19 protein-coding genes are annotated in these 25,206 nt (G+C 42.1%); 11 read left to right on the top strand and 8 right to left on the bottom strand.

Annotated features, from left to right (window positions below):
- Positions 1-73: 73 nt before the first annotated feature.
- The gene (dxs, locus tag ACH3Z1_RS01860) at positions 74-2,005 is read right to left on the bottom strand and encodes a 1-deoxy-D-xylulose-5-phosphate synthase (RefSeq protein ID WP_490820135.1); all 1,932 of its coding nucleotides are present in this window, start codon (positions 2,003-2,005) and stop codon (positions 74-76) included.
- A gap of 191 nt (positions 2,006-2,196) precedes the next feature.
- On the opposite strand from dxs, the gene ACH3Z1_RS01855 reads away from it, so the two are divergent.
- From ACH3Z1_RS01855 to ACH3Z1_RS01840, 4 genes are all read left to right on the top strand, one after another.
- Positions 2,197-3,252, top strand: a complete 1,056-nt coding sequence (locus ACH3Z1_RS01855; protein ID WP_490820134.1) for a sensor histidine kinase — start codon at positions 2,197-2,199, stop codon at positions 3,250-3,252.
- A 21-nt stretch (positions 3,253-3,273) separates the two neighbouring features.
- Positions 3,274-4,005 (top strand): LytR/AlgR family response regulator transcription factor, encoded by a 732-nt coding sequence (locus ACH3Z1_RS01850; RefSeq protein ID WP_133473358.1) that lies wholly within the window; start codon positions 3,274-3,276, stop codon positions 4,003-4,005.
- A 104-nt stretch (positions 4,006-4,109) separates the two neighbouring features.
- Positions 4,110-5,408 carry a M28 family metallopeptidase gene (locus ACH3Z1_RS01845; protein ID WP_490820133.1) on the top strand — a complete coding sequence of 433 codons (1,299 nt, stop codon included), beginning with the start codon at positions 4,110-4,112 and terminating at the stop codon, positions 5,406-5,408.
- A 236-nt stretch (positions 5,409-5,644) separates the two neighbouring features.
- Complete coding sequence (locus ACH3Z1_RS01840) at positions 5,645-6,421, top strand: DUF1684 domain-containing protein (RefSeq protein ID WP_490820132.1); 777 nt, start codon at positions 5,645-5,647, stop codon at positions 6,419-6,421.
- 36 nt (positions 6,422-6,457) lie between these two features.
- Here the strand turns inward: ACH3Z1_RS01840 and ACH3Z1_RS01835 are convergent, their stop codons facing one another.
- The 4 genes from ACH3Z1_RS01835 to ACH3Z1_RS01820 form a co-directional block, all read right to left on the bottom strand.
- On the bottom strand, positions 6,458-7,048 hold the full coding sequence (locus tag ACH3Z1_RS01835) for a helix-turn-helix domain-containing protein (protein WP_490820131.1): 591 nt from the start codon (positions 7,046-7,048) through the stop codon (positions 6,458-6,460).
- On the bottom strand, positions 7,045-8,355 hold the full coding sequence (locus ACH3Z1_RS01830) for a PAS domain-containing sensor histidine kinase (protein WP_490820130.1): 1,311 nt from the start codon (positions 8,353-8,355) through the stop codon (positions 7,045-7,047). Before ACH3Z1_RS01830 ends, ACH3Z1_RS01835 begins: the two co-directional genes overlap by 4 nt.
- A gap of 269 nt (positions 8,356-8,624) precedes the next feature.
- Positions 8,625-9,200 (bottom strand): pentapeptide repeat-containing protein, encoded by a 576-nt coding sequence (locus ACH3Z1_RS01825; protein ID WP_490820129.1) that lies wholly within the window; start codon positions 9,198-9,200, stop codon positions 8,625-8,627.
- A gap of 40 nt (positions 9,201-9,240) precedes the next feature.
- A complete protein-coding gene (locus ACH3Z1_RS01820) occupies positions 9,241-10,005 on the bottom strand; it encodes a phosphoglycerol geranylgeranyltransferase (protein WP_490820128.1) in 765 nt (254 codons plus the stop codon).
- 391 nt (positions 10,006-10,396) lie between these two features.
- On the opposite strand from ACH3Z1_RS01820, the gene ACH3Z1_RS01815 reads away from it, so the two are divergent.
- The 3 genes from ACH3Z1_RS01815 to ACH3Z1_RS01805 all read left to right on the top strand — a co-directional run bounded on the left by ACH3Z1_RS01815 (position 10,397) and on the right by ACH3Z1_RS01805 (position 15,268).
- Positions 10,397-13,771 (top strand): vitamin B12-dependent ribonucleotide reductase, encoded by a 3,375-nt coding sequence (locus ACH3Z1_RS01815; protein ID WP_490820127.1) that lies wholly within the window; start codon positions 10,397-10,399, stop codon positions 13,769-13,771.
- A gap of 161 nt (positions 13,772-13,932) precedes the next feature.
- Entirely contained in the window at positions 13,933-14,370 is a 438-nt protein-coding gene (locus tag ACH3Z1_RS01810) for a DM13 domain-containing protein (protein WP_490820126.1), read from the top strand.
- On the top strand, positions 14,354-15,268 hold the full coding sequence (locus tag ACH3Z1_RS01805) for a hypothetical protein (RefSeq protein ID WP_490820125.1): 915 nt from the start codon (positions 14,354-14,356) through the stop codon (positions 15,266-15,268). Before ACH3Z1_RS01810 ends, ACH3Z1_RS01805 begins: the two co-directional genes overlap by 17 nt.
- A 28-nt stretch (positions 15,269-15,296) precedes the next feature.
- Here the strand turns inward: ACH3Z1_RS01805 and ACH3Z1_RS01800 are convergent, their stop codons facing one another.
- Entirely contained in the window at positions 15,297-17,420 is a 2,124-nt protein-coding gene (locus tag ACH3Z1_RS01800) for a heavy metal translocating P-type ATPase (RefSeq protein WP_490820124.1), read from the bottom strand.
- A 307-nt stretch (positions 17,421-17,727) separates the two neighbouring features.
- On the opposite strand from ACH3Z1_RS01800, the gene tsaE reads away from it, so the two are divergent.
- On the top strand, positions 17,728-18,150 hold the full coding sequence (gene tsaE, locus ACH3Z1_RS01795; RefSeq protein ID WP_490820123.1) for a tRNA (adenosine(37)-N6)-threonylcarbamoyltransferase complex ATPase subunit type 1 TsaE: 423 nt from the start codon (positions 17,728-17,730) through the stop codon (positions 18,148-18,150).
- Between the two features lie 62 nt (positions 18,151-18,212).
- Positions 18,213-19,427 (top strand): alanine dehydrogenase, encoded by a 1,215-nt coding sequence (locus ACH3Z1_RS01790; protein WP_490820122.1) that lies wholly within the window; start codon positions 18,213-18,215, stop codon positions 19,425-19,427.
- 3 nt (positions 19,428-19,430) lie between these two features.
- On the opposite strand, the gene ACH3Z1_RS01785 is transcribed toward ACH3Z1_RS01790, so the two are convergent.
- Both ACH3Z1_RS01785 and ACH3Z1_RS01780 read right to left on the bottom strand, forming a co-directional pair.
- On the bottom strand, positions 19,431-19,868 hold the full coding sequence (locus ACH3Z1_RS01785; RefSeq protein WP_490820121.1) for a RidA family protein: 438 nt from the start codon (positions 19,866-19,868) through the stop codon (positions 19,431-19,433).
- A 145-nt stretch (positions 19,869-20,013) separates the two neighbouring features.
- Positions 20,014-21,216 carry an anhydro-N-acetylmuramic acid kinase gene (locus ACH3Z1_RS01780; protein WP_490820120.1) on the bottom strand — a complete coding sequence of 401 codons (1,203 nt, stop codon included), beginning with the start codon at positions 21,214-21,216 and terminating at the stop codon, positions 20,014-20,016.
- A 108-nt stretch (positions 21,217-21,324) separates the two neighbouring features.
- On the opposite strand from ACH3Z1_RS01780, the gene ACH3Z1_RS01775 reads away from it, so the two are divergent.
- Both ACH3Z1_RS01775 and ACH3Z1_RS01770 read left to right on the top strand, forming a co-directional pair.
- Positions 21,325-22,068: a DeoR/GlpR family DNA-binding transcription regulator gene (locus ACH3Z1_RS01775; RefSeq protein ID WP_490820119.1), complete on the top strand. Its 744-nt coding sequence runs from the start codon at positions 21,325-21,327 to the stop codon at positions 22,066-22,068.
- A gap of 20 nt (positions 22,069-22,088) precedes the next feature.
- Positions 22,089-25,205, top strand: a complete 3,117-nt coding sequence (locus ACH3Z1_RS01770; protein WP_490820118.1) for a SusC/RagA family TonB-linked outer membrane protein — start codon at positions 22,089-22,091, stop codon at positions 25,203-25,205.
- Position 25,206: the final 1 nt, after the last annotated feature.

The following is a 25,206-nucleotide window of genomic DNA, read 5'->3' as shown; positions in this document are numbered from 1 at the left end:
TTTCCATAAAAAAATCTGCGAATCTGTGGCTAAAAAATGTAAGCCGCAGATTCGCAGATGAAAGAAGAAAACATTATCCTAAGAGTACAGTTGTACTCACCGTTTCTTTTAACAATACACGAACAGCATCGGCAATACCCTGTGCATCATAGTTACACTCTCTGTGCAATTCTTTGGGTGTGCCATGTTCTACCAATCTGTCAGGAATACCAAGTATAGTTACATCTGCTTTATAACCGTATTTATTCATGAACTCCAGCACTGCAGAACCAAAACCACCTACTACCGTTCCATCTTCTACGGTAACAATCTTATTGTATTTGCTGAAAGCTTCGTGCAATAAATCTTCATCAATGGGTTTTACAAAACGAAGATCATAATGAGCGGGGTCAATGCCTTCCGTTCTTAGTTCACGGATGGCTGTAGTGGCAAAATTGCCGGGGTGACCAAAACTCAATATCGCCACATCTCTTCCGTCTTTTATTTTTCTGCCCTTTCCTATCTGTATTGCTTCAAATGCGGTTCTCCATTCGGGCATTACACCTTCGCCACGTGGATAACGGATCACGAAAGGATAAGCCGTTGTTTCCAGTTGAGCTGTGTACATGAGGTTACGCAATTCCTGTTCATTCATCGGCGCACTCACAATCAGGTTAGGAATACAACGCATGTATGGAATATCGTAACAGCCATGGTGTGTGGGTCCGTCTTCACCTACCAGTCCGGCCCTGTCTAAACAAAGCACCACCGGTAATTTCTGAATGGCCACATCGTGCACTACCTGATCGTAGGCACGTTGCATAAAAGAAGAATAAATATTACAGAACACACGCATACCCTGTGTGGCCAAACCGGCACTGAGGGTAACAGCATGTTGTTCACAAATGCCCACATCAAATGCGCGATGCGGCATTTTTTCCATCATAAATTTTAAGGAAGAACCACTGGGCATGGCAGGTGTAACACCCATCACTTTATCATTCAGCTCCGCCAGCTCTATCATGGTATGACCAAATACATCCTGGTATTTGGGTGGTTGAGGCACATCAATCTTTTTCTTATAAATTTCACCAGTTACTTTATCAAAAAGTCCGGGTGCATGCCATTTGGTCTGGTCCTTTTCAGCCAGGGCATAACCTTTTCCTTTGGTCGTAATGATGTGGAGTAATTTCGGTCCGGGAATTTCTTTCAGGTCCTTTAATGTATCAACCAGTTTGGTAATGTTATGACCGTCGATCGGACCAAAATACCGGATCTTCAATGCTTCGAATAAATTGCTGCTCTTGCTCACTACACCTTTTACACTGGCTTCGAGTTTGGAGGCAAGATCGCGGCTGAGGTTTTTACCAACAGGCAGTTTGCCTAAGAGGTTCCAAACCTCGTCTCTTACTTTATTATAAGTAGGAGATGTGCTGATATCAGTAAGGTATTCTTTCAGCGCACCCACATTTGGGTCAATGCTCATACAATTATCATTCAGGATGATCAGCATATCGCTGTCTGCCACCCCTGCATGGTTCATGGCTTCAAAAGCCATACCGGCTGTCATGGAACCATCTCCGATAACAGCTACCGATTTTCGGTTTTCTCCCTTGTATTTGGCGGCCATGGCCATACCCAATGCGGCTGAAATGGAGGTAGAGGAGTGACCAACCCCAAAAGTATCATATTCACTTTCCGATCTTTTCGGAAAACCGCTCAGACCCTTGTATTTGCGATTGGTAATAAACTGGTCTCTTCTGCCTGTAAGGATTTTATGTCCATAAGCCTGGTGGCCAACATCCCATACTAATTGATCGTAAGGTGTATTGTACACATAATGAAGGGCTACACTCAATTCTACGACACCCAGGCTGGCACCAAAATGGCCGCCATGAACGCTTACTACGTCAATAATATATTGTCTCAATTCATCACAAACCTGGTGTAATTGCTCTCTGGAGAGCTTTTTCAGATCGTCGGGATGGTTGATATGGCTTAGTAACTGGCCGGGTTTAATCTCCATGCGGGCTGTCTTTGAAATGTAAAAGTACGTTTTTCGTGTTTAGCAATATCCAGTGATAAGTTAAGAAACAGTCTACAGCTGAGAAGGTTCGTCGACCCGGAACATTAATTTCCACCAAACAACTGCGGTTTTTGCCATTAATCAAAAATCAGGGTTCGTTCGGAATGCTTTCCCTCTATATTTGTTGATACATGAGGACGAGTAAATCTACATTATACTGGTGGTGTCAGTTAGGGGGATGGTTGTTCTATGGCCTGACCATGGTCTTCTTTGCCTTTATTTTTGAGAACCGAACCAATTATATTTTTTACCCCCGATTAGCGATTACCATCCTTTCCGGATTGGTTTTTACCCATTTGCTACGAGAGTTGATTGTGAAGATGGAACTGCGGCCACCTATACAGGTACAGAAATGGTGGTTAATGACAATCACTGTTTTAAGTATTATTGTTTTATATAGTTTGACGAATAGTGCCATTGTAGAATGGTCTGGTTTATATGACCCGGCCCGTAAGGTATCAGTGGAAAAAAGATTCCTTTCCAATGTAATTTTCGATTCGCCCATGATATTGGTTTGGGTGTCAATTTATTACATTTGGCATTATGTGGAACTGGGTACCAAGAGTGAGATCCAGAAAGTGAGGCTGGAAAGCCTGGTAAAGGAACTGGAGCTGAAAACCATCAAATCGCATATCAATCCGCATTTTATATTCAATGCCTTAAACAGCATCCGGGCCCTGGTGGATGAAAATCCTAACCGTGCGCGTACCGCCATTACTGAACTGAGTAATATACTCCGTAGCAGTATGCAGGCTGAAAAACTGGAAACAGTACCTTTTGAAAAAGAATTGAATATTGTAAAAGATTATCTGGCATTGGAGCATATACGTTTTGAAGACAGGCTTCAGGTGGAATATGAAATTGATGAGGATACACTTGACCAACCTGTTCCTCCCATGATGTTGCAGACCCTGGTAGAGAATGCCATTAAACATGGTATTGGCAAACAAAAAGACGGGGGGATGATTAAAGTTATTTCAGATTATCGCGATGATCATCATGAGCTGATCATCAGAAATACGGGTAAGCTGGATAATAATACCAGTAACGATGGCTTTGGTATCAACAGCACCAGAAACAGACTTAAATTATTATTCGGCGGAAAAGCTAACTTTGAGATCAGGGATATTGGAAACAATATGGTGGAAGCCACTGTAAAAATGCCCGTACAACACGTTTATTCATAATTCTATATAATAATCAGCGCTATGGCTATCAAAGCAATCATTATTGATGATGAAAGACTTGCACGAAATGAGTTAAAAAAGTTATTGCAGGATCATTCAGACATAGAAGTGATTGAGGAAGCAGCAAATGTGGATGATGGTATCGAAAAAATAGAGACCCTGAATCCCGATCTTATCTTCCTTGATATTCAGATGCCGGGTAAAACCGGATTCGACCTGTTGGCAGAAGTGGAGAAAGCACCCAAAGTCATTTTTACCACAGCCTATGATGAATATGCCATCAAAGCATTTGAAGTAAATGCGCTCGATTACCTGTTGAAACCCATTGAACCCAAACGTCTGGCTGATGCTATTCAGAAATTACAGGCAGAAATGTTCAAAGAGTCTGCCGGACTCAACGGCATCAACAGGGGGCCACTTACCGAACACGACCAGGTCTTTGTAAAAGATGGTGAGCGTTGCTGGTTTGTGAAACTGGGAGAGATCCGTTTATTTGAAAGCGTGGGTAACTATGCCAAAGTGTTTTTTGGTACCAATAAACCATTGATCTTAAAATCGCTGAACGCCCTGGAAGAACGACTGGATGACAGAATGTTTTTCCGCGCCAACAGAAAACATATCATCAACCTCCGCTGGATTGAAAAAATAGAACCTTATTTCAATGGTGGTTTGCTCGTTGACCTGAAAGGCGGTGAAAAGATAGAAGTAAGCCGCAGACAGACGGTGAAGTTCAAGGAAATGATGAGCCTTTAAGAATAAATAATAATGAATGGTGAATGGTCAATGGTGAATAGAATCTTCCACCTTTGACCATTCACCATTGACCATTCACGTTCCCCCTTAATTCAAACGCTAATATGAAAAAGTATCTTTTATCACTCACTGTCTTTATGATGGTGGGTGTTGCCTCTGCACAGAATGTTGAAGAGCTGATCAGCCAAAAAGAAGTAGAACGTATTGAACGCACACTTTCATCTGATGAGATGGAAGGCAGACGTACTTTTACCAAAGGCATAGATAAAGCGGCAGCTTTTATTGCAGATGAATTCAAAAAAACAGGGTTACAAACCTGGAATAACAGCGGTAATTTCTTACAGCAGTTTGTCATGGTCCGCCCTAAGTTCATCAGCCTCACTGCCAGTATTGGTGGTATTAGTCTCGACAGCAGAGATGTGGTAGTTGTTACCTGCCAGCCGGAAATCAATATCACTGAACAGTCTGGTTATGAAAAAGTAAAAATAGCTGCTGGTGCTAATCTTGGTACAGAAGCAAGAAAATACCTTGGTGCCAATAAGAACTATGTAGTAATCGTAGATACCAGTTTTTCAAAAACCTTCAGCACACTCACACGTCTTAAATCGAACATGTTCAAAACCGATAAGAATGTGGTGTTTATTCTAGCTGCAACCGATCCGGCCACTTATAGTGTAAGTGCAAAACATGAGATTACGGAAATGCCATTGGCAAATGTGGTGGGTGTATTGCCCGGTAAGAGCAAAAAGAATGAGTATGTGATTTTCTCTGGTCACTATGATCACCTCGGTATCATGGGTAAAGACAGGAATGGTAATGTACAGACCGATTCGATTTTTAACGGAGCCAATGATGATGCAGCCGGAACTACTGCCATGATGGTACTGGCGCAATATTTCAAGAAGATCAATAACAATGAAAGAACCTTGATTTTTGCCGCTTTCACAGCAGAAGAAGTGGGTGGATTTGGTGCCACATATTTCTCACGCCAGTTCGATCCCAAACAGGTGATGGCCATGTTTAATATTGAAATGATCGGATCGGAAAGTAAATGGGGCAAGAACTCTGCATTCATCACTGGTTACGAAAAAACAGATATGGGTAAAATATTGCAGGGTAACCTGACTGGTACTGATTTTACTTTTCACCCCGATCCATATCCGGAGCAGCAACTGTTTTATCGCTCAGATAACGCAACACTGGCCCGTTTAGGAGTGCCGGCGCATACCATATCCACTACAAAGATTGATGTAGACCCTTACTATCACAAAGCATCTGATGAATTCAGTACAATTGATATTGAGAATATGACACGTATTATCCGTGCCATTGCCTTGAGTTCAAGAGGTATTGTAAGTGGGAAGGAAACACCCACAAGGGTAAATACATCCGATCTCAGGTAGTTTTTTCGATCAGAATATATTACTGTCCCTGCCTCAGGCAGGGACTTTTTTGTGGTGTATTGAACAATAGCTGTTGTTTTTTTCTGTTTTGATGCAGTACATTCACATATTCCTCCACATCGTGAAATGCTAGTATGCGCAATTTTGTCTACATCTTTTTTTGTTGCCTGTATCTGTCTGGTGTAAACGCCCAAGAAAATCATGGTGAAGAAATAGCTGTCTGGAAACAACAACGGTTGAGAGAATTAAAATCTGAAACCGGTTGGCTCAACCTGGCCGGGTTATTCTGGTTAACTGAAGGAAAACAAACATTTGGAGGTGGCGCCACAGATGCAATACGTTTCCCCATCCCGTCATTTCCTGCCGGTACAGGGTATTATGAAAAGAAAGGAAATACGGTTACACAGGTACTTACAAAATCGATTGATATAAAAGTGAATGGCGTATTTAAGAAAGAGACTGTTGTATTTCAGCAGGACTCCTTGCAACAACCAGTCATTTCATTTGCATCTTTCCGATGGACGGTGATCAAGCGAGAAGATAAAATTGGTATACGCTTTAGAAACCTCGAGCACCCAGCCATCGCAGCGTTAAAAGAAATTCCCTGTTTTGCCATTGATACTTCTTTACGGATAAAGGCAAAACTCATACGACCCATTCTTCCAGCAAGTATTCCTATTGAAAATGTACTGGGGCAAACGACCATACAGTTTTCACCGGGTAAATTACAGTTCAGCATCCATGGAAAAATGTATACACTGGATGCGCTTACAGAAGACGATAAACTCTTTATTGTTTTTGGTGACGCCACCAGTGGGAAAACGACTTATCCTGCAGGCCGTTTTTTATATGCAGTTATGCCGGGCGATGATGGTATGACTGTTCTGGATTTTAATAAAGCCTTCAATCCGCCCTGCGCTTTTACAGCTTTTGCTACCTGCCCTTTGCCCCCATCTCAGAATATTTTACCAGTAGCCATAACCGCAGGCGAGATGAAAGCGGGGAACCATTAATTACTGTATGGTTGAATGACTCACAGTCCTCACAAGTTATGATGAGGTATTGTCTTCATCCATACCAACTTCTTCTAACTGGATTCTTTTTCTGAACTGACGCATTTGTTTAAAATACGTAGGTGTTAAACCAGTAATTTTTTTGAATTGATTGGATAAATGGGCAACACTGCTGTATTGAAGCTTGTAACTGATTTCAGTTAAATTAAGCTCATCATATAACAAGAGCTCTTTTACTCTTTCAATTTTATGTGCTATGATGAAATTTACAATTGTAGTACCGGTAACATCCGAAAACAAATTGGCTATATAGGTATAGCTACACCCCAGTTTTTCACTGATATAGTCCGAATAATTAATTTTTGGAGGCTCTTCATCGTAATGCACCATTTGAATGATAATCGTCTTGGCTTTTTCAATCAGCATAGCTTTTTTATCATCCATCAGTTCAAGCCCTTTTTTAAGGAGACCCAGTCTCAATTTCTCACGCTGCTCATCGCTGATTTCTCCTTTAATAGATACTTCACCAAGCAATACTTCGCCATAGTTCAGATCTAGCTTGTCTAATTGTTCGATGACTACAAGTTTACATCGGAACGAAACCATGTATTTTATATGTATTTTCAAATGCGGGGTGGTTTTATTGTAGAATACTTGTTGCTGATTTTTTTGTTAGAACAAGGGGTTGTTTGAATTTCAGTCTCGCTATTGCTTTCTTTTATAAGTACTGTTCGATTATCTTCTTCTGCTGCAATAGTGATGGTTTCATCGGGCAAACTAAAGAAGAAGCTCGCGCCTTTCTGCTCTTTACTTTCAGCCCATATTTCACCCCGGTGTTTTTCTATCAGGTGCTTAGACAGCAGTAAGCCAATGCCTGCGCTATTAGTATTTGCCCTGCGTGCTGACACCGATGCTAAACTTGCAGAAAAAAGCTGTTCCAGTGTTTCCTGATCCATACCTGTACCCGTATCAGTTACTGCGATCACAGAGGTGTTTTCTTTCTGTAGTACGGTAATTGTTATAGAACCACCGATATGTGAAAATTTAATAGCATTGGAAACAAGATTCTGTATGATAGAATGCAGCATTTTTTTATCAGCAAAAACAATAAAATCTTCAGGTATCGTATTTCGAAACTCAATTCTTTTTGTCAGCATATTTTCAGCAAGTAAAGCAACTACCTTGTTAATAGCATTAAGGAGGGTTACCCTAACCGGATAAAAAGTTTCTGAAGCAAATCTTATCCTGCCCCATTCTACCAAATGATCAAGCTGTTCCAATTCCTTAATGGCAGCACAGTATAGGGTGTCTAAAATGCTTTTTAATTCATCTGCATCTATTTCGGCAAGGTTTGTTTTGGTATAATCGATTAAGCTGATGAAACCAGCGAGTGGACTTCTTAAATCATGAGAGAGGATAGAAATAACACTTTCCTTATGGGTATTCAGGGTTTCCAGTTCTTTAACATAAACATCAATAGCATCTTCTGCATTTTTCTTTTCGGTAATATCCCGTAAAATTTTAACGAAGCCCAATATTTCACCATCAAATCCGGTCAATGGGAACACTAATCCGTAGGCAAATATTTTTTTTCCGTCTTTACAAATATGCCACCTGTTATCAATTGCTTTTCCCTCTTTGAGGGCTAATTCAATTTCTTTTTCGGGAATTCCGTTTGCAATATCAGTGTCGGAGAAAATACTGTGAAAAGGTTTTCCCATTATTTCACCTGAGTCGTACTGAAAAATACTGGTGGCACCTGTGTTCCAGCTATTGATCATTAAACTGGTATCCATGGTGAAAATGGCATAGTCAACTAAGCTGTCAATTACCTGGCTATAAAACTCGGTAGTAGGTATATAAGTTGTGTTTAAGGATCTTTTGTTAGTTGACGCATAATCCTCAGGGTATATTTGTTTATCTGTTTTGGGCATCAGGAAATTATTTGCATAAGTATTCATGCAAGATGCCTCCCACTATTTACCGGATACTTACAAGTTTCTTTTTAAATGTTACAAGATTCTCACTTAAAACTTTTTGTAAGTAGTAATACCCATTGCTTGATTTAATTCTCTCATACATTTTCGCATAAAAGTTAAAGTACTTACAATGAAAACTGCTTATGTATTAATAAATGCCCTGATTGAAGACAGTTGAAAACAGTTAACCCAGGGATAGTTATATAAATGAAATTTGCGGCCAGTTAGCCTTCAATGATTATCCCATATTTATTCAATAAACCCTGAACTGTAGCGAGCGAAAATCTAGCTTTTTTCAGATGATTGATTTCAGGATCAATGGAAAAATTGAAAGCACCACGAAAATCGGCCTTGTTGAGTGTGGTATCATCAAAGCGGGCATTGGTAAAATCGCAACCCGTGAAAACAGCTTCACTCAAAATGGCTTCTGTAAAGTCAACTTCAGTAAGGTTGCAGTCTTTAAAAACGGTGCCCGGCATTTTTCGTTTAAAAAAATTGGAAAAATGAAGTGCGCAGTTTTCAAAATGAGGGGTGAACATCACAGGGTGACAATGCTCAAAACTAATGCCCATCATTTTACAGTCTACAAATTTCACTTCACTGAAAGAGGTGTTGACCAATACAACACGGTCAAGATTGCAGTGATGAAATTCGCATTCCAGAAAACGGAAATCAGATAAATCTGTGTTGCTGAAATTACAGTGAAGAAAACGGCATCCTTCATAAGTGCCAGGTGATAACTGTACAGGCTTTGATGCATCGAACTCATAGACCTGGTCTTCGAAATATGCAGCATCCATGCGTATAAAATAGATAAGGAGATAAGAGGCTTAGCTATGGTTAACCATTTTGCTGAACAGTGGCGCTGCTATGAATGGCCGCACTCATTTCTTTGATGAGTGAAGAATCTTTTTCAATGGCATTGCCTACCACAATTACATCGGCACCGGCTTTACAGTTACGATATGCTTTTTCAGGATCGGTAATACCACCGCCAATGATTAAGGGGGCTTCAATATGACGGGCCACTTTTTCAATCATGGTTTCATTGATAGGGCGTTTGGCGCCACTACCCGCATCCATATAAATGAGTTTCATACCCAGCATTTCACCTGCCATGGCTGTACACATGGCAATTTCATTTTTATCGGCTGGAATGGGGGTGGCATTGGAGATATAGGAAACAGTAGTAGGCGCACCACCATCAATTACCATATAACCGGTTGGCATAATCTCCAGACCACTCTTTTTTACGAAAGGGGCACTGATCACATGCTGACCAATGAGTAATTCGGGGTTACGACCAGAGATCAATGACAGGTATAAAAGTGCATCGGCATACTTGCTTACCTGCGAAGGGGAGCCGGGAAACAGGATCACGGGAATATCGCATGCCGCTTTGATCTGCTGGATACATTCATCCAGGTGGCTGGATATAACCAGACTGCCACCCACAAAGAAATAGTCCACTTTAGCATCAACGGACAGTGTTACCAACTGGTCAATCTTGCTACCATCGACCTTGTCGGGGTCGATAAGCACCGTGAAGGACTTTCTGCCGGAACGCTTTCTTTCTGCCAATTGTTGATATAAAACCTGCTTCATTCAGTATCAGATGGATGCTCCTGCAAAAATGCAGAAAAGTTTTTGTTTAAGACGCTAAACGCCTGATTGTTTCGCATTTATTTGAAAGATAATGTGTTGAACCCGTTTCGCAGCCTGAAAGCACCGGTTTTTTTGTCATTTTTCCCCTACATGATTTACGAAAAAATCCCCATTCAACAAACCTTAACCCCAAAAAATCTTTCCCACAACCGGGGATATTGCGGCAAATTCAACCCTGATTTGACCTGTGAAATAATCCACATTCTTTATTCACAAGCTGTGCATATTTACGGTCTTGGTTTATCAGTTTGGAAAGATATTTTCGTCAACCGCTTAACATTTCGTTAATCCGCCGGACCCATTAAATAACCGCAAAAACCAGAACCGCATTATGGCTACTACCCGCTCTAAAAAAGGCTTGCAATTCGGGCGCCGCTTCACTAAAGAAGGCGTAAGCCCCTATGATCAGTTTGAATATGATTACAGAGATTCTGTGATCAAGAACCCCAATGGTGAGAAAGTATTTGAGATGAACAACGTGGAGGTTCCCAAACAGTGGAGTCAGATAGCCACCGATATCCTTGCACAGAAATATTTCCGTAAGGCCGGTGTTCCCCAGCCCGATGGTTCTGTAGGCAGAGAAACAAGCGTAAAGCAGGTAGCTCACCGTATGGCCCATTGCTGGCGTGTATGGGGTGAGCGTTATGGCTATTTTGCTGCGGAAAAAGATGCACAGATATTTTATGATGAGCTGGTATACAGCATCCTTAACCAGGCCTGCGTACCCAATTCACCACAATGGTTCAATACCGGTTTACACGAGGTTTACGGTATCACCGGTAAACCACAGGGCCACTACTATGTAGATGCCAAAGATGGTAAACTGAAAAAATCAAGCAACGCTTATGAGCGTCCCCAGCCACATGCCTGTTTTATCCTGAGCGTAAGCGACGACCTGGTGAATGAAGGCGGTATCATGGATCTGTGGACCCGTGAAGCCCGTATTTTCAAATATGGGTCAGGTGTGGGTACCAATTTCTCACAAATCCGTGGCGGCGGCGAAAAACTGAGTGGTGGCGGTACCTCCAGTGGTCTGATGAGTTTCCTGAAAATTGGTGACCGTGCGGCCGGTGCCATCAAAAGCGGTGGAACAACACGTCGTGCGGCGAAAATGGTGTGTCTGGATCTCGATCACCCAGAGATCATGGAATTCATCAACTGGAAAGTAGAAGAAGAAAAGAAAGTGGCTGCACTGGTAGCCGCTGGTTATGATAACAGTTACGAAGGAGAAGCCTATGCAACTGTATCCGGACAAAACTCCAATAACTCTGTCCGTATCCCGAACAGCTTCTTCAAAGTACTCGAAGAAGACGGCGACTGGGAACTGAAAGCGCGTACCGATGGCCGTACCATGAAAAAAATCCCTGCTCGTGAAGTATGGGAGAAAATCTCTTATGCTGCATGGCGTTGTGCTGATCCTGGAACCCAATACGATACCACCATCAACGAATGGCATACCTGCCCGAAAGGTGGCCGCATCAATGCGTCCAACCCCTGCTCGGAATATATGTTCCTCGATAACACCGCATGTAACCTCGCCTCTATCAACCTGCGTAAGTTTCATGATGATGATACCAATGTATTTGATGTAGAAGGTTTTGAATATACAACCCGTCTCTGGACCACTGTACTGGAAATTTCTGTACTGATGGCACAGTTCCCTTCAAAAGAAGTGGCGCAACTGTCGTACGATTACCGTACCCTCGGTTTGGGTTTTGCGAACCTCGGTTCTATGCTCATGGTAAGCGGTATTGCTTATGACAGCGAAGAAGCCCGTGGTATTGCAGGTGCTATTTCGGCCATCATGACCGGTGTAGCTTACAAAACATCTGCTGAAATGGCTTCCTTCCTCGGTGCATTTGATAAGTATGAGGAAAATAAAGAAGATATGTTACGTGTAATGCGTAACCACCGTGCAGCAGCTTACGATGCTGAAGAAGCATATGTAGGACTCGAAATCAAACCACAGGGTATCAAAGCGAAATATTGTCCTGATTACCTGTTGAAAGCAGCTACCAAAGCATGGGATGATGCCGTTCAACTGGGTGAACAGCATGGTTACCGTAATGCACAAACAACGGTTATTGCACCCACCGGTACCATTGGTCTGGTAATGGATTGCGATACCACAGGTGTGGAGCCCGATTTTGCACTGGTGAAGTTCAAAAAACTGTCTGGTGGTGGTTATTTCAAAATCATCAACCAGTCTGTACCACAGGCATTGAAAAACCTGGGTTACAATGAGCAGGAAGCCAAAGCAATAGAATTATATGCAGTAGGTGCCGCTTCTTTTGAAGGCGCGCCTTATATCAATAACGAAACACTCGCAGCCAAAGGGTTTACTGCCGAAGAAATTGCCAAACTGAATGGTGCTGCTAAATCGGCATTTGAAATTGGCTTTATCTTCAACCGCTTTACTTTGGGTGATGAGTGTATGCAGCGTTTAGGTTTCAAAGAAGAGCAATATGCCGACTGGAGTTTCAACCTGCTCGAAGCATTAGGATTTACCGAAGACCAGATTGATGCTGCCAACGATTATGTATGTGGTACCATGACCATTGAAGGTGCGCCATACCTGAAAGACGAACACCTGACGGTTTTCGACTGCGCTAATAAATGTGGTAAAAAAGGAGAGCGTTATATTCACGCTTACGGACATATCCGTATGATGGGAGCCTGTCAGCCATTCCTGAGTGGTGCCATCTCTAAAACCATCAACCTGCCGCATGAAGCTTCTGTAGAAGAAATTGCAGATTGTTATTTACTGAGCTGGCAGTTAGGCTTGAAAGCCAATGCACTCTATCGCGATGGTTCTAAACTGAGTCAGCCACTGAGTAACAAGTCTGATAAGAAGAAAAAAGAAGAAGATACAACTGACAAGACAGAAACTGCAAGTGTGGAAACGCCGGTAGCAGAAACAGGTTCTAATATTGTAGACCTGAGCCAGTTAACGGTGGATGAACTACTGGAAGAAGTACAGAAGCGTATGAATGCTTCTACCGATACTAAACTGAAGCGTCAATTGTCGACCATCGTAGAGAAAAAATCACTCCCGGCCAAACGTCGTGGATTTACCCAAAAAGCCAAAATCGGTGGTCAGGTGATTTTCTTACGCACAGGTGAATATGCTGATGGAACATTGGGTGAAATCTTTATTGATCTGGCCAAAGAAGGTTCAACCCTTCGCAGCTTCATGAACTGTTTTGCTATTGCTGTTTCTGTTGGCTTGCAATATGGTGTGCCATTGGAAGAGTTTGTAGAGAAATTTGTGTTCACCAAGTTTGAACCATCGGGTATGGTAGATCATCCGAATATCAAAACAACTACTTCACTGGTAGACTTTGTATTCCGTGCATTGGCTTATGAGTACCTGGGCAGAACAGATCTGGTACATGTACTCGATCGTCCAACCATTGGTAATACAGGAGAAGATGATGGTGACGCTACTTTACTCGGAAAGCCTGAGTTGAGCAGTGTACGTGTAACCGCTCCTTCTGCGAATGCAACACCGGCAGCACAACCACAGAAATTGCAAAGAGCTGTGGCTGCTGTAAAAGCAGAATCCGGCGGACTGGATGCTGTGAATGCTGCTGCTAAAAACATGCAGAGTGATGCACCTGCCTGTAACACTTGCGGACATATCACCATTCGTTCAGGTACCTGCTACAAGTGTTTGAATTGTGGTAACAGTATGGGATGTAGTTAACTGATGAAATTTGTTAGTAAATACAATGAAAACCGCCTGCTGATTTCAGCGGCGGTTTTTTCTTTGTTATCCTGTTTGATTTTACCACTTCTCCTTTAAAGAATCGGCAAACACCTGTAAGGTCATTTCCAATCCTCCGTCTATCTGGCAAATTGCCTGATATGAGAATGATACCATGGTTATTTTGTGCAGCGATCGGCATGGCTTCCTGTACAAAAGAAAGCGAAGCACTTAAAACAGCACTACAAAATAATAATCCCCCGGTAACCAATCCCTTACCTGTTCAGCCTGCGTTGAAACGTGCTGTGTTATATCCTACATCTGGTATACAGGTAATGGGAGTGGTGAAAATTATACAACAGTCTTCCGGATTACAGGTACAACTCGATAGTTTTTCTGTGAGTGCAGGTCCTGATTTAAAAGTATATCTCTCACAAGCGGCAACACCGGGTAATCATTTAAACCTCGGCAATCTTCAGTCAAATACCGGTACTCAGTATTACCCAATTCCTGCAGGTACCAATCTGTCTGCATATCCCTTTGTACTTATTCATTGTCAACAATACAATCATCTGTTTAGCTATGCAAGTCTTCAATAGAAAACAAATCATTCTCCTGGGTTTACTTTTTGTAGTGGCGACCACTAATCAATTGTCTGCACAGGGTTGCAGCGATGCAGGTTTTTGTACCATTCCTTTACGACCAGCTGCAGCCGATAAAAATAACATACAAACCGAGCTTGCTTATTTGCAGGGAGAAGAGAATACCAGCCTGGCTACTTTGTCAGTCAGTTATTCCAGACAGTTATCAAAAAAGCTACAATGGGATAATAAAGTTGTGCTGGCATATGTAAACGGAGCGTATGGCAGCGTATTTAACTTGGGCGATTTTTATTCAACTCTTCGCTATGGTATTAAAACATCAACGGGTAAAATAATACACCTGCTGGGTGGCGTTAAACTGCCCTTCAACCAGTCGAACCTGAAGATTCGGAATGTGTCGTTGCCCATGGTGTATCAGACCAGTTTGGGTACTTATGATCTGATTGCAGGCACAGCTTTTACTGCAGGAAAACTGGATGTGAATATTGCCTTTCAGTTACCTGTTGTACAACAAAACCGGAATAGCTTTATCATGGAGCAGGCACCATTGCCAGGAATGTTTCCTACCACCAACCTGTTTCGCAGAAAAGCCGATGTATTGTGGCGTATTGGATATCCGCTTCAATCGAAAACGGCTAAATGGAAGTTTAATCCCAATATTTTAGCCATCTACCATTTGGGTGAGGATAGTTATGAGAATGTGTTTGGTAAAAGAGAAAATATACAGGGTTCATCGGGTCTTACACTCAATGCAAATCTGCAGTTGGGTTATCGGATCAGCCAGCATCAATCTTTACAATTAAGTCTGGCAACACCTTTTGTGGTGCGTGATACAAGACCCGACGGACTTACCCGTTCATTGGTAGCTTCAGTAAGTTATCAGTTCGGATGGTAAATGATGGGTTGGTGTTCCTTGATTCCTTTTATATTACTTTCTTGAAATTCAATCTCACAGAATTAATGGCGAGCACCACATCACTCAATCCCATTACCAGTGCACCAAATGTAGGGTTTAAGTAACCCAGTGCAGCAACAGGTATGGCGACAACATTGTACGCAAAAGCCCAGAAAAGATTTTCCTTGATGGTGATATAAGTATGTTTACCCAGCCCGAGTGCAAGCGGTAGATTTTTGAGTCCATGATTCATCAACACCACTTGTGCACTTTGCATGGCCACCTGCGAAGCATCGCTGAGCGATATGCCAACTGTAGCTTTGGCCAATGCAGGAGCATCGTTGATACCATCGCCTACCATGGCTGTTGGTACTTCAGCATTGAAGGCTGCAATCTTTTCCAGTTTTTGTTCCGGTGTTTGTTCAGCAATAATGGTATCGATGCCTAATTCTCTTCCTACTTTTTCACATTTGTCTTGCTGATCCCCGCTTAATAAAATGGTACGAATACCCTTTGCTTTTAATGTACTGATGACCGTTTTTGATTCTGGTCTTATTTCATCAGCCACATCTATCCAACCCAATAACTCATTGTTGCGGATAATATATACATTGTGTGAAGCATCATTGGTAAACTGTGTAGCTGTTTTAAATGAGCCTGCGATATACTGATTGCCTTCTTTGTCAATTGCTTTCATACCCAATCCCTTCACTTCTTCAATATTGGCCCACCTGATTTCATCTTTTGTTTTCCAGTTGCGGGCAATAGCATTGGCAATAGGATGGTTGGAATATTTTTCGAGTGAAAAAGCAATACGTTGAAATTCCTCCTGTGAAACAGAAGAGTGCTGCAATGAAAAACCAACAATACTAAAATGTCCTGTTGTGAGCGTACCTGTTTTATCAAACACCACCTGTTTAATACTTTTAAATATTTCCAGACTTTTGGCATTCTTAAATAAAATACCGTTTCGTGCTGCGCGACCAAGCCCAACAGCAATGGCAGCGGGTGTGGCAAGTCCCATGGCACATGGGCAGGAGATCACCAGCACAGCAATACCTCTTAAGAGACTGGTGCTGAAACTATGATCGGCAAGGAAATAATTCGCCAATACGGTAATAAGTGCAATACTTATAACTGTTGGAACAAAAATGGCACTGATTTTATCAGCCAGTTGCTGCACGGGAGGCTTCTCTGTTTGTGCTTCACGAACCATTTTAAGGATGCCCGATAAAACAGTATCTTCTCCTACAGCGGTAACATAGGTTTTTACGGTGCCACTTTCAACGATGCTTCCGCCAATCAAATGGTCCTTCATTTGTTTGAATACAGGTACACTCTCACCCGAGATGATGGCTTCATTCACCTGTACCTCGCCCCAGAGAATTTTACAATCCATGGGTACCTGTTCACCGCTTTTAATAAGTAAGAGATCACCTACTTTCAGGCTGGTACTTTCAACAGGAAAAATATGTTCCTGGTGCTGATCGTCGTAAGCGATCATGTTGGCCATGGATTTTTGTGTAGTGGCCAGTTTTTTCAGAGCAGTCTGTGTTGTTTCAACAGAACGGTCTTCCATCCAGTTGCCCAGGAATACCAGCGTAATAATGGTGGCGGCTGTTTCATAAAATAAAAATTCTTCCGCGCGGCCAATGATGGTGCCATATAAGCTATAACCAAATGCAGCAACTGCGCCTATGGCAATCAGTACATTCATATTGGGTATGCCTTTCCATATACTTTTGATGGCACTTCTGCCAAAAAAATCCATACCCACTAAAAAAACGGGAATCGTTAAACCCAGTTGTACATAAGGATTCATGAGTACATGAATATGTACACCAGGAATCATGTGCAGCATTAATGGAGCCGTAAAAACAAAACAAAACCAGAAACGTTGTAAATGGGTTGACAGGAATTTTTTAGGGCGCAGATCTTCATCATGTCCATGATTGGCTACATGATAACCGAGGCCGTTGATTCCTTTTGCAATATCTTTTGTTGAAATGTTTTCAGGTGTTTCAAAACTTACATCACCACCAATAAAATTTACGCGTACATTTTTCATACCCTGCGATTGCAGGTATTTATCTACTGTAAGGGCACAGTTGGTACAGGTCATTCCTTCTACTTTCCAATTCACTTTCTCCATCATTCAAATATTAGAGGTGATCAATTCACGTTGCAAATTTACCAAATCGTAATAGCTGGCTCTTTCGATATGAGAAGAATATTATTACATCTATGTTGCAGAACAGGAGAGAGGAGTCCGAAAGTCGGTTAGTCCGGAAGAACTTGTTGTTTTAGTCTATGATTATATTTCAATGAACCGAGATAGTATAAGAGGATCATCAGGGTTTAATTACTGCACCCCTTTACTTCAGACTTCCGGTCTTTCCCGACTTTCGGACTTTCGTTCTTGCATTCTCCTTTCCCGCACCAAAACGTACATTTGCAGTATGGATGCAATTTTCGGAATGGCACAGATAGGGCAGGTGGCAAAAGCTTTATGGGCAGAAGGAAAAAAACATAAAGTATGGGCCTTTCATGCAGCAATGGGTACAGGCAAAACAACATTTATCCATGCTTTGTGTGAGTACCTGGGTGTGGAGGATGCTATCAGTAGTCCCACATTTGCCATTGTTAATCAGTACCAGGGTAAAGAAGCAGGGGTATTATTGCATATGGATTGGTATCGTTTGAAAGATGAGGAGGAAGCCATCCAGGCAGGAATTGAAGACCAACTGATGGGCGGTCAGTATTGTTTTATAGAATGGCCCGAAAAAGCCGCGGCACTTTTACCAGACGATACCTTTCATGTGTACTTACAAATGCTTGATACCACAACAAGGCGTTTGTACACTGATGCAGAAGCCATATGATTCTGCCGGGAATGCGTTAACTTTAATCCTCTCTAAAGCATACAACCAACCAATACAAAGCAATGGCCACCAGCAAACCTTCAATCAGCACATCGTTTTCTTATGAAACCCTTGAAGAAACACTGGACGTAAAACCCCAGGGTGCTAAACTGCATATTGGTATTCCAAAAGAAATTGCTTTCCAGGAAAATCGGATCGCTTTAACACCCGATGCTGTTGGTGTACTGGTATCAAATGGCCATCAGGTAGTGGTTGAGCATGATGCAGGGGAGGGAAGCCATTATTCAGACAGGGATTATGCAGAACTCGGCGCTAGCATTGTGTACGAGCGTGAGGCCATTTTCAAATGCCCCATTCTGGTGAAAAGTGCGCCCCCGGTTGCAGAAGATATGCCATTGCTGCAAATGAACCAGACCATTGTTTCTCCCATTCATTTATCGGCGCTACGGAAAGAGTATATCGAGAAAATGATGGAGAAAAAAATAACCGCTTTGAGTTTTGAAAATTTCAAAGATGAAAGCGGCACATACCCCATTGTAAGAAGCATGAGTGAAATAGCAGGAAGTGCGGTGATGCTGATAGCCGGACAGTACCTGAGTAGTTTCAATAAAGGCAAAGGTGTTTTATTGGGTGGTATCAGCGGTATTCCTCCCACCAAAGTAGTAATTGTAGGGGCTGGTATTGTAGGAGAATTTGCCACACGTAATGCATTGGCATTAGGAGCTTCCGTAAAAGTATTTGATAACAATGTGTATCGATTAAAGCAACTCCAGAATAATTTAGGTCAGCGTATCTGGACCAGTGTACTGGAGCCCAGAATTCTCTCCAAACAATTAAAGACCTGTGAGGTAGCTGTGGGTGCATTGAGTAATGAATACGGAAGGGCACCCATTGTCGTTACAGAAGAAATGGTGGCAGCCATGCGTCCGGGCAGTATTATTATTGATGTGGCCATTGATAGGGGTGGTTGTTTCGAAACAAGCGAATTAACAAGTCACCAGCAACCCACTTTTGTAAAACATGATGTAATCCATTATTGCGTACCCAATATCCCCAGTGGTTTTGCCAGAACAGCCAGTCAGGCCATCAGTAATGTGTTAATGCCTTTGATGTTATCCATCAGCGATGAAGGTGGGCTCGAAGAAATGGTATGGCACAATTTTAATCTGCGCGAAGGGATATACATGTTCAAAGGAGCACTTACCGATTTTTATATCAGCCAGCGTTTCGATCTGAAGTTTACTGATTTGAATCTGTTGATTGCCAGCAGGCGATAAAATCTATTTCTCTTTCGGTAGATGTGCAATCACTTCTATTTCCAGTTTTGCATCGGGCATATATAACCTGCTGATCTGAACCCAGGTAGCTGCAGGATAATCGCCTTTGTACATTTTCTTGCGGGCTTCATTATGTGTTTTCATGGCTTCGATATCTGTGGTATATAAATTTTCTTTTACCACATTTTGAAGACTGGCACCAAAATGATTCAGGCTTCTTTCAATTGTCTGATATATGCGCTGAATACCTTCCGGAGTTATATCTCTTGATACGGTACCCGATACATACAATATATTGTCAACTTTTATCACCTGCGCATAACCGGCAGTTGTATCCTGCTCACGTCCAAAATGAAATTTCTTTTTTTCGATCTGGTTTGTTTGTGCAGAAAGAAGTTGAGCTGTAAGAATCAGAACGGTAAAGAGAAAATATGGTTTCATGTTTTTTTGGTATTAAAATACATTTTTTCAGGCAAACAAATCTTCCCTTCTCTCTTTCTAACTGTGAAAAAGTATAGTAAATAGTAAACCACAATAAAAGCGAACTGTTCTCGTGGGAGAATGGGGGAAGGAGAGGTTGTTGATGTTATTTCGGGAAACTGATTTTACCCATGCTTACAGCAGGTATGCCATTACGCCCTGCTCCCAGTTTTACCTCACCACCACAAATTGCTTCATTGGCAAGAATGGCAAAGAGAACGGCTTCTTTAGCATCGGGGTTCACTTCAAGCTCTTCGGTGTTTTTGAAAACAATGCCGGGTAATTGTTCTTTGATGTGTTGCATGAGTAATGGATTGTGCATACCACCACCACTTACATAAGCTACAAAATCTCTTTTCGTACCCATACTTCTTTGCAAAGCATCTACAATCATGTCAGCAGAAAAGCGGTTAAGTGTGGCCATGATATCTGCATGCGACAGATTTGTATTACCTGAAGCTTGTAAGGCATCGGTTAAATATTGCAGGTTAAAAAGTTCGGGGCCGATGGTTTTGGGAAAGTCGTTGGTAAAAAACGGGTTTTGTTTTAACGCATGCAATAATGTGTTACTAATAGTGCCTTGTTTGGCAAGGCCTGCATTTTCATCATAGTATTTACCGGGAAAATATTCCTGGATATACGCATCCATCAAAGTGTTGCCTGTTCCTACATCGGTACTGAAAACGGCGCTGGCATTGAGGCTTGATGGGAGATAGGTAAAGTTGGCAATGCCTCCAATATTCAGCATAATCCTGTTCTCGTTTTTGTTACTGAAAATGAGGTAGTCGCCATAAACAGCCAATGGAGCGCCCTCACCTCCTGCTGCTACATGTTTTTGTCTGAAATCGCTCAGTGTAATAATACCGGTAGCAACTGCCATATGATCGCCATCACCTATCTGTAAAGTGGCATTGCCAAATTCATCATCTGGATGCAGAAATTTCGGAGCATGATAAATGGTTTGTCCGTGGCTGGCAATCAGGTCTACTTCAGCAGGTTCTTTTTGCCATTTCCGCAAACAGTTGAGAATAATTGCCGAATGTTCCAGAGCAACCCATGCATTGAGCAGGCACACTTTTTCAAGATCAACCTGCCGCTTGGAAAAAACAGATTTGATCTGATTTTTAAATGCAGCGTTATAGGAGACTGTCTCAAATGCAAGCAATTGCAGGTTTGTATCCATCCCCTGACCCGAAAAACGGCATAAAGCAACGTCAAGACCATCTACAGAAGTGCCGCTCATCAAACCAATTATCAATCTTTCAGGCTTATTTGCAATTTTATATAATGCCTCTATATTCTGGTTCATGGGTTTAAATTAGACTTAAAAACGCATTTTTCTGCAATTTCTTGCAAGAAATTTTTGGAAATGCGCAAGTTCCTGCATTAATTTTAGGATAATTATATCCATGCTGCTATGCTGAAAACCGAACGTCAAGCTTATATACTCCGACAGATTGACCTGCACAACCGTATACTTTCCTCTGACCTGAGTAATGAAATCAACGTATCTGAAGATACGATACGCCGCGACCTGAATGAACTCGCCGATATGGATAAGATCATTAAAGTACACGGCGGAGCATTGTCGAAATCTTTTCATAGTTCTTTTCTCAAATCAGATGTATATAAGGCCGACAGTAAAAGGCTGATTGCGCAAAAAGTTGTTCCCCTCATCAGGAACAATATGTTTATTCTGACAACAGGAGGCACTACCATTATTGAGATGGCCCGTTTACTTCCTTCCGACCTCAATGCCACATTTTTTACGGGTAGTATTCCGGCTGCGCATGAGTATGCACAGCATCCAAACATTGAAGTAATTTTTCTGGGTGATAAAATTTCGAAAAGTTCTCAGATTGCTGTGGGCGGTGAAGCTATTTCGAAAATCAGTGGTATTAAAGCAGATCTCTGTATCATGGGGATCAATGCCATCGATGAAACAGGTATTACCGATAACGACTGGGAAGTAATACAGGTGAAGAAAGCTATGATACAGGCGGCGGAGAAAACGGTTGTGTTATCCATCGCAGAGAAAATAAACACACACCAGAAATTAACGATTTGCGGATTGGATGAGATCGATACAATGGTCACTGAGTTGGATCCATCAAACCCCTTATTTGATCTGTATAAAAAACATGGTATTACTATTTTGTAACCATCTATAAACGCTGAAATATGAAAATAACACCGCTTATGAAGCCGGGTAGTGTAAAAGCAGCATGCTTGCTGATGCTGACTACACTATTTATGGCAGCCGGTATTGCGCAGGTACGCATATCCGGAAAAGTTACCGCCAAAGGCGGTGCTGCTGTTGAAGCAGCTTCTGTAGTTGTAAGAGAAAATGGTACAGGTGCTGCAACAGATGCATCAGGTACATTTAATTTTACGGCTGCACTTAAACCTGGTACATACACCATTGTGTTTTCCAGTACCGGTTTCAAAACACAACAATCTTCTTTAACAGTAACCGGCGCTAATAACAGCTATACGGTGAATGCTGAACTTGCAGAAGACGTTTCCAAACTCGATGAGGTAATCGTAACCGGAAACTCTCAGGGTACTACGCGTCGGCAATTGGGAAGCTATATCAGTTCTGTAAATGCGGAAGATCTGAACAAAGGTGCAACCGGAAATGTACTGGCTGCTTTGCAAGGTAAAACAGCCGGTGCCCAGATTTCTCAAAACTCAGGTGACCCTGCAGGTGGTTTATCTGTTCGTCTGCGTGGTATCAGTTCCATTTCATCATCATCAGAACCATTATACATTATCGATGGAGTGATCGTGAACAACGCCACCAACCGTGTTACCAATACTTCTGCCAACTACGACGGAGGTAATTTTGTAGGAAGTATCGGTCAGAGCCGATTGGTAGATATCAATCCAAACGATATCGAAAGAATAGAAGTATTAAATGGCGCAGCAGCTGCCGCTATCTATGGTAGCCGTGCCAATGCCGGTGTTGTTCAGATATTCACCAAAAAAGGGAAAAGTGGCGCTCCTACAGTAAGCTTCTCTACCAGCTTTACTACAAGCAGTCTGCGGAAAAAACTGGATGTAAACCAGGCCCCCACTAAATTTGGTGGCCCTACAGATGGTCCGGGTGCATTGACACAGGATATTCTCTCTCCAGCAGTTACGACTACCACACCTGTAACACGCTACGATTACCAGGATTATATTTTCCGGAACGCCAACGGTACAGATAATAATATCTCCATCAGTGGTGGTAATGATAAAACCAAATATTATGTATCTGGTTCATATTTCTATAACCAGGGTATTGTAAGAAATACCGATTTCCAGCGTTATAGTTTCCGCAGCAATATTGACCAGGTGCTTAATAAATGGGCAAGTTTTAACCTGGGTCTGAATTATGTAAACAGTACAGCGAATGAAAAACCAGATGGTAATTCATTCTTTTCACCCATGAACTCCGTAACCATCATTGGTAATTTTCACGATATCTGGAAAAGAGATGCATTGGGAAATATACAGGCTGTAGGTGAGCGTGGACGCGCTAACCCGGTTTCTGTTATTGAAGACATCAAACAACGCCAGGTTACCAATCGCCTGATTGCCAATCTGGGTTTGAAACTCCGGCCTATCACGGGTTTAACGGTTGATTATACCATGGGTATCGATAACTATTCTCAGAATGGTACCACCTATATTCCACCATTCGCTTATAATGTGAGTACAGCTTTCTTTGGTGGTGGACCAACACTCGATCCTACGCAGAATGGTTATGCAAGTACGGGTAACAATAGCTTCTTTGCTATAAACCACGACCTGAATGCAACCTATAGCAGAAATATCACCAACAATATCAACTCTGTAACACAGGTTGGTTTTTCGCAGCAATATGAAAAGAACAATTATTCTTTATTACAGGGAAGGGGACTTGCTCCATTTGTACAAACCGTAAATGGTGCAAGTACCATTTTAGGCGGCGTAGATGAACGCAGTGAGTTATCTATCTCAGGTGCATATATACAGCAGAATTTTAAATACCGTAACCAGTTCTTTATTACGGGTGCCATGCGCGTGGATGGATCTTCTGTATTTGGGAAAAATCAACGCAACCAGACTTACTATAAAGCAAGTGGTAGCTATGTAATTTCAGGAACCGATTTCTGGGCTAAGTCTGGCGTATCGAAATGGTGGGATCTGTTTAAAGTACGTTTAGCGTATGGTGAAAGCGGAAACCTTACCGGTATTGGCGCTTATTCAAGATTCAATACCTATAGCTCATCATCCTACCTTGGCAGAACAGCGTTGAACTCAAGTGGTACACTGGCCAATGAAAATGTGAAACCGGAAAGACAACAGGAAGTTGAATTAGGTTTCGACATGTCGTTCCTGAATAACAGGATTGGTCTTACAGTGAACATCTATAACAAGAAAGTAAAAGACCTGCTCATCAACCGTTTTATTGCACCCACTTCCGGATTCAGCAGCTTGCTGGATAATTTCGGATCACTGGAAAATAAGGGTTATGAAATCGTATTAACAGGTTCACCAGTCGTAAAGAAAGACTTAACCTGGAATATCACTGCCATCTATAACCATAACCGTAATAAAGCAAATCGTATTGGTCAGGCACTTACACTGTTAAGTACCAATGCGGGTGCGCCGGTTGCGATTATCGAAGGACAACCTGTAGGTGTTTTCTACGGAACGTTCTTTGCAATGAATGCAGATGGTACGCAGTTGAAAAATGCAGGTGGTATTCCTCAAACTGAAAGAGGTGTGCAGAATACGGCCACTACTTACACTACAGGTAGAACTGCTGGTTTGCCAAGTGGAGCCGTACTGCGTAAAATAATCGGTGATCCAAATCCTGATTACACAGCCAGTTTGGTAAATGAAGTGACTTACAAGAAACTGAGCCTGCGCGCACAGATTGATGCGGTTCAGGGAGTAGATGTATTCAATGCCGATTTCCGTACACGTCAGGGTGTGGGTAATGGTAAAGTAGCAGAACAGGAGCATCGCGGTCAGTTACCACGAGGTTATATCAGTGGTATCTATGCTATTGAAGAATGGCGTGTTGACAACGGAAGCTATGTTAAACTGCGCGAACTGTCGCTCAGCTATAACTTTGGTAAAATAAAAGGATTCAGCGATCTGAGCATCAGCTTCAGTGGCCGTAACCTGATCAGTTGGGATAAATACAATGGCTACGATCCGGAAGTGAATGCCGGTGGACAAAGCACCATACTTCGTGGTATTGATTTTGGTGCGGTGCCTATTCCTCGCACATTCAGTTTTGGTATCCAGGCTAAATTTTAAT

The sequence above is a fragment of the Sediminibacterium sp. FW305-C-49 genome, from assembly GCF_058231085.1.
This window is presented reverse-complemented; position numbering and strand designations above follow the sequence as displayed.